Origin of the sequence: uncultured Dysosmobacter sp. (genome assembly GCF_947631165.1) — a bacterium.
Taxonomy (GTDB): Bacteria; Bacillota; Clostridia; order Oscillospirales; family Oscillospiraceae; genus Oscillibacter.
In genome coordinates this window covers 20266-27121 of sequence record NZ_CANRKH010000033.1, presented here as the reverse complement: position 1 = coordinate 27121, position 6856 = coordinate 20266, and the positions used below count along the sequence as shown (strand labels likewise).

General features: G+C 54.6%; 4 protein-coding genes. All 4 read right to left on the bottom strand.

Features of this window, described 5'->3' with window-relative positions:
- Window positions 1-87: 87 nt before the first annotated feature.
- Window positions 88-888 (bottom strand): acryloyl-CoA reductase electron transfer subunit gamma, encoded by an 801-nt coding sequence (gene acrB, locus Q0Z69_RS13335; protein ID WP_298034531.1) that lies wholly within the window; start codon window positions 886-888, stop codon window positions 88-90.
- 14 nt (window positions 889-902) lie between these two features.
- The gene (acrC, locus tag Q0Z69_RS13330; protein WP_298034528.1) at window positions 903-2048 is read right to left on the bottom strand and encodes an acryloyl-CoA reductase; all 1146 of its coding nucleotides are present in this window, start codon (window positions 2046-2048) and stop codon (window positions 903-905) included.
- Between the two features lie 40 nt (window positions 2049-2088).
- Window positions 2089-2919, bottom strand: a complete 831-nt coding sequence (locus Q0Z69_RS13325) for a MaoC/PaaZ C-terminal domain-containing protein (protein WP_298034526.1) — start codon at window positions 2917-2919, stop codon at window positions 2089-2091.
- 151 nt (window positions 2920-3070) lie between these two features.
- A complete protein-coding gene (gene nifJ, locus Q0Z69_RS13320) occupies window positions 3071-6589 on the bottom strand; it encodes a pyruvate:ferredoxin (flavodoxin) oxidoreductase (RefSeq protein ID WP_298034522.1) in 3519 nt (1172 codons plus the stop codon).
- Between the last annotated feature and the right edge of the window lie 267 nt (window positions 6590-6856).

Genomic DNA, 6856 nt, shown 5'->3' with positions numbered 1-6856 from the left:
TCGCGCTGCTCACAGAACACCCATACATCCTTGAAAGCAGCGATATCAGCACTGTTGAAATTAGACATAGTCGTTTTATCTCCCTTCTCAGATGATGTGCTTGTCGATGAGGATACCGGCCAGCTTCTCGCAGGTCTCCTTGCCGTCGCCCTCCAACATCACGCCGACGCCCTTCTGAGGAGGCGTGAAGCTCTTGAAGATGTTGGTGGGAGAGCCCTTCAGGCCGATGGTGGTGGCGTCGATCAGCTTGTGGTCCTTCAGCTTCTCATAGTCGAAGGTCTCCAGAGGCTTGTTGTAGGTAGCATAGATGCCGCCGATGCTCATGTAGCGGGGCTCGTTCAGCTCCTTGATGCAGGTGATCAGGCAGGGAGTCTGGGTCTTGATGGTCATATAGCCATCCTCCAGCATCCGCTTGACGGTGACAGTATCGCCGTCCTTGGTGATGTCGGCGGCATAGGTGATCTGGGGCAGGCCCAGCTTCTCGGCGATCTGGGGACCGACCTGGGCGGTATCGCCGTCGATGGCCTGACGGCCGCACATGACGATGTCGTCCTTCTCCACACCGATGGTGTCGATGGCGGCGGCCAGGATCTGGGAGGTAGCGTAAGTATCGGAGCCGCCGAACTCACGGGCGGAGACCAGTACGGCCTCATCCGCACCCATGGCCAGGGCTTCCCGCAGCATGCCGGCCGCAGGCGGGGGACCCATGGTGACCACAGTGACCTTGCAGCCAGTGGCATCCTTCAGCTTCAGAGCGGCCTCCACGGCGTTCATGTCGTCGGGATTGGTGATGGTCTGCATGGACGCACGGTTCAGAGTACCGTCGGGATTCACGGCCACCTTGCCGGAGGTATCGGGTACTTGCTTGACACAAACAATGATCTTCATTTTAAAAGCCCTCCTCATTTGCCCAAAATCGCTCTGGAAATGACCACCTTATGGATCTCGCTGGTGCCCTCATAGATCTCGGTGATCTTGGCATCGCGGTACATCCGTTCAAGAGGATAATCATGCATATAACCGTAGCCGCCGTGGATCTGTAGTGCCAGATTCGTGACAAACCGGGCATTCTCCGCTGCATTCAGTTTGCACATAGCGGCCTCCATAGAGAACGGCTTGCCTATGTCGTGGAGGTAGGCAGCATGATATACCATCCATTTGGCAGCCTCCGTCTTGGTTGCCATATCAGCGATGTACCACTGGAGGCCCTGTAGAGCGGCGATAGGCTTGCCGAACTGAACACGCTTATTCATATACTTTACAGACAGATCAATCGCACCCTCTGCAATTCCCAACCCCTGTGCGCCGGTACCGATTCGGGCACTATCCAAAGCCTGCATGGCGATTTTAAATCCTTGTCCCAGCTTGCCCACCACATTCTCAGCGGGAACACGGCAGTCCTCGAAAATCAGCTCCGCGGTCTCGGAGCCTCGGAGTCCCATCTTGTTTTCAATCTTGCCTACAGAGAAACCGGGGAAGTCTTTTTCTACGATAAAAGCGGAAATTCCCCGGGTGCCCTTCTCAGGGGCGGTCATGGCAAAAACGATCAGGACACTGGCCCGGCTGCCGCCGGTGATGAAGCACTTGGTCCCGTTGAGGATGTATGAATTGGTATCAGCGTCATATACGGCGGTTGTCTTAACACCAGCGGCGTCAGAGCCAGCGCCTGGCTCCGTCAGTGCAAATGCAGCCACCTCGCCGCCTTTTGTCAGGCGGGGCAGATACTTCTTTTTCTGTGCTTCTGTGCCAAGCGCAGTCAGGATATGCGGAGTGATCAGATGAATGGAAAGCGTTGCAGCGGAGGCCATGCATTTCTTGGCAAACTCCTCAACGGCGATGACCTCATCCATGGAGCCGCCGCCTACACCGCCGTATTCCTTGGGAACGCCAATACCGGTGAATCCCAGAGCCGCCATCTTCTTAAAGCTGTCCATAGGAAACACGTGGGTATCATCGATTTCCGCCGCCAAGGGCTCCAGCTCAGTTTCCGCAAACTGCGCGGACAGCTTCCTGATCAATTCCTGTTCTTTGGTCAATGCAAAATCCATAATCAGTGATCCTTTCTGATATTCATCTTCGATTTCATTGTCATGGTTTCCATTCAAACACGCCTCTGTTCAAAACGGGTTTGCCCGTTTTCATATTCACTAGGCGGAAATAAGCGGTGTTGGCATCCATTTTCCAAATCTGCATTTGAACGGGGGTATCTGGGAACAGCACAGAACTCATCTGGGCTCCCATACGAGTCATGCGCTCCGGCTCACCGGGAATCAGTTCTCCAATTGCCATGCGGCAGGCAAAGCCAAAGGAACACAGGCCCTGCATGAAGGAGGTCTCAAAGCCCATCTGCCGGGCATATTCAGGGTCTACATGGACCTTGTTGGTATCACCAGTCAGCCGGTACAGAAGATTCTGAACGGGACTGATGTAATCGTCAACAGTCATATCCGGGGCAGTGTCGGGGATCTCGACCGGACTCCTTGGCATGGGAACACCGCCAAAGCCACCGGCTTCATGAAAAAATGTGGTGGAGTAATTCGTGCAGATATCGTTGCCTGCCTCATCTCTGACATCCACTCTGGTTTTTACGACAGCGCCCCGGCCCTCTCCGCGATCATAAACGTCGGTGATGACATCCTGGTATTGAAACGTTCCTTTGATCGGGTCAATCGGGCGATGCATGATGATCTCATGGTCCATATTCAGAAAAGAGATCGTGGGCCTTATGATTTCGTCTGCCAGCATGGACGCCGGCATGGGCATCCACTGATATGGACGAACATTCACAGTCCCCCAGTAGGGGATCGTCCCATATGTGGGGATGGCCTTCAGGTACTTCTCATAGGTGTACATCAGGTCCTCCCGCTTTGCACCCACTGCCAGTGCGTACAGAGCCACGTCCCGCCAATTGTACTCCATATAGCGGGGTTCCATTTTTTGACCAATTAATCTCTCTGCTAAATTCATTTTTACGAGAGCACCTCTCTTTGTTTGTAAATCCACCGCAAATTTAGGAGGAGGGCGTACCGCATATATTCTGCGGCACGCCCTTGGCAAGCCGCCGCAGCTTTTACTGCTCCGCAGCCAGTTTCTTATAATAGTTCAGGCGCTCCATGGCGTCCTTTTCAGTCTTCTTGAATAGCTCCTCCGCCTCATCGCTAAACACCTTCTTCAAAGATGCGAAACGGACCTCGTTCATCAGGAAGTCACGGAATGGCATTGTGGGTTCCTTAGAATCCAAACTGAACGGGTTCTTTCCCTCGTCAGCCAGAGCGGGATTGTATCGATACAGGGCCCAGTAGCCGCTGTCAACAGCGTTCTTGGCCTCCTGCTGGCTGTTGCCCATGCCGGTTTTGATACCATGGTTGATGCAGGGGCAGTAGGCAATGACAATGGACGGGCCGGGATAGGCTTCCGCCTCAGCCAAGGCTTTCAGGGTCTGCGCCTTGTCGGCGCCCATACAGATCTGCGCCACGTAGATATAGCCGTAGGACATGAAGATCCGGCCCAGATCTTTCTTCTTGGTACGCTTACCACTGGCGGCAAACTTTGCAATAGCAGCAGTAGGGGTGGCCTTGGAGGCCTGCCCACCGGTATTGGAATAGACCTCGGTATCCAATACCAGGACGTTGATGTTTTCGCCGGAGGCCAAAGCATGGTCCAAGCCGCCAAAACCAATGTCGTAAGACCAGCCGTCGCCGCCGATCAGCCACTGGGAGTGCTTGGTCAGGTAATCCCTGTTTTCATAGAGTTCCGCCAGGATGGGGTCCTGTTCCTTCACGCCCTCCAAAGCGGCGGCGGCCTTTTCCGCACGCTCACGCGTCCCCTCGGATTCCATCTGATGCTCCAGCCAATCTTGCAGAACCGTGTTCAGTTCCTCGCTGATATTCAGGCCAATGGCGCTGCGAACCAGTGATGCCATCTTTTTCTGCAATTGTTTGGTCCCCAGATACATACCCAGGCCAAACTCGCCGGTGTCCTCAAACAGAGAACTATTCCAGGCGGGGCCGTGGCCCTTTTCATCTTTACAATAGGGCGCCGAGGGAACACTGCCGGAAAACACATGGGCGCAGCCGGCGGAGTTGGCAACCATCATCCGGTCGCCGAAGAGCTGAGTCAGCAGCTTGATGTAAGGCGTTTCGCCGCAGCCCGCGCAGGCGCCGGAAAACTCAAACAGGGGCTTTTCGAACTGGCTGCCCTTGACAGTCAGGCGGTTATAAGGGTTCTTCTTCTCAGGCAGAGAGACAGCGTAATCCCATAGGGGAGCCTGCTCCTCTTCTTTGGACAGCAGCCGCATATCCAATGCCTTGTCCTTCGCTGGGCACACATTGACGCAGTTTCCGCAGCCGGTGCAGTCATAGGGGGACACGGCCATCCGGTAGCGCAGGCCCTTGGCACCGTTGGCAGGCCTGGTCTCATAGCCGGCGGGCGCGGCGGCGGTCTCTTCTTCAGTGGTCAGAATAGGCCGAATACAGCCGTGGGGGCAGACATAGGCGCATTGATTGCACTGGATGCATCGCTCTGCGTTCCAATGGGGGACGGTGATGGCAACGCCGCGCTTTTCATAAGCGGAGGTGCCGGTGGGGTAGGAACCGTCCTGCACAGGCAGGAGCCCGCTGACAGGGATATTGTCGCCTTCCATACGGTTCACGGGAACCAGGAAATTCCGGATGTAATCGGGCGCGTTGCTGTTTGGGTCTTCCTTGGGCTGATCTTCGGCGGCCGCCCATGCCTTGGGAATCTCCACCTTCACCAAGCCGGAAATGCCGCGGTCCACAGCGGTGCAGTTCATGGCAACCACGTCGTCGCCCTTCTTCCCGTAGGTGACGGCGATGGAGTCCTTCAAATGCCTGACCGCCTCCTCTACCGGGATGATGCCGGCCAGCTTAAAGAACGCGGACTGCATGATCATGTTGGTGCGGTTGCCCAGCCCGATCTCCTTGGCGATCTCAACAGCGTTGATGGTGTAGAAGTCGATCTTGTTCTGCGCGATGTAACGCTTCATGGCGGCAGGGAGATTCCGCTCCAGGCCCTCCATATCCCACATGGTATTCAGCAAGAAGGTGCCACCGGGCTTGAGACCGGCCAACAGATCATATTTATCCACATAGGACTGCTGGGAACAGGAGATAAAGTCCGCCCGATCCACTAGATATGTAGAACGAATGGGTGTATCACCAAAACGCAGGTGGGAGACAGTTACGCCACCGGACTTTTTGGAGTCGTATGCAAAATAGGCCTGTGCATACTTATCCGTGTTGTCACCGATGATCTTGATGGCGCTCTTGTTGGCGCCAACTGTACCATCGGAACCCAAGCCCCAGAACTTGCAGGCGGTCATGCCGGGCTGATTGATCTCAATGGTCCCATAATGGGGCAGTCCCGTGCCGTTCATATCATCAATGATGCCAACGGTGAAATGATCCTTTGGCTCAGCCTGTTTCATGTTCTCATACACATTGAAAATGTGGCCGGGGCGGATATCCTTGCCGCCAATACCGATACGGCCGCCTACGATCACGGGGGCGTTTTCCCGGCCATAGAAAGCGGTCTTTACATCCATGTACAGAGGCTCTGCCTGGGCGTTGATCTCTTTCACACGGTCCAGGACCGTGATGGTCTTAACGGTCTTGGGGATATATTTGAAGAAGTGCTTCAGTGAGAAGGGGCGGTAGAGATGGACCGTCAGCAGGCCTACCTTCTCTCCTCTGGCATTCAGTTCGTCCACTACCTCTTCAATCGTCTGGCACATGGAGCCTATAGCAACGATCATACGCTGGGCGTCTGACGCACCGTAGTAGTTAAAAAGATGATACTCCCGGCCGGTCAGCTTCTTGATCTCGGCCATGTAGCTTTCAACGATCTCAGGCAGTTCGTCCCAGTAACGGTTAATGACTTCGCGCTGCTGGAAATGAATGTCGGAGTTCTGGACAGTGCCGCGAACACTGGGATGGTCGGGATTCATGGCCCCACGGCGGAAAGCGTTGATCGCATCTCTGTCGATCAGCCCAGCAAGTTCATCGTAGTCTAAAACCTCGATCTTTTGGATCTCATGGGAGGTCCGGAAGCCGTCAAAAAAATGCAAGAATGGAACACGGCCCTTGATGGCGGACAGGTGGGCAACAGCTGCCAGATCCATCACCTGCTGTACGCTGCCGGAGGACAGCAGGGCGAAGCCCGTGGAACGGGTCGCCATGACGTCAGAGTGGTCACAGAAGATTCCCAAGCCATTGGACGCCACCAAACGGGAAGCCACATGGAAAACACCCGGCAGCAGCTCACCAGCAATCTTGAACATGTTGGGGATCATCAGCATCAGGCCCTGGGAGGAAGTGTAGGTGCTGGTCAATGCTCCAGCCTGCAGAGATCCGTGGACTGCGCCGGAGGCACCGCCCTCGGACTGCATCTCTACGACCTGGACCGTCTCGCCAAAAATATTCTTTTTCCCCTCGGCAGCCCATTCATCCACGTGCTGGGCCATATCCGAAGAGGGCGTGATGGGATAGATCGCAGCTACATCGGTAAACGCATAAGACGCATACGCGGCGGCAGTATTACCATCCATGGACTTTATTCTGCGTTTGTCCATAAAAGCAACTCCTCTATTACAGAATTTGGGAACCACTGATTAAATCCGAATGCACAGATCGACGAGCAAATTTTCGCCTGTCAACAAAAAAATGCAGGAATACTTGGTATCTTTCATATTTTTTTAACGCAGACAGGCAGAAAACAAGCCGTCGAGATGCATGTGGGGATTTATTCAGTGGCTCCCTTATAAAAACGAACCATCCCGCAAATCGTCTATGCGGCAAATAATTTTATGTACTATTTGAGAGATGGAGGCCGTCATTCG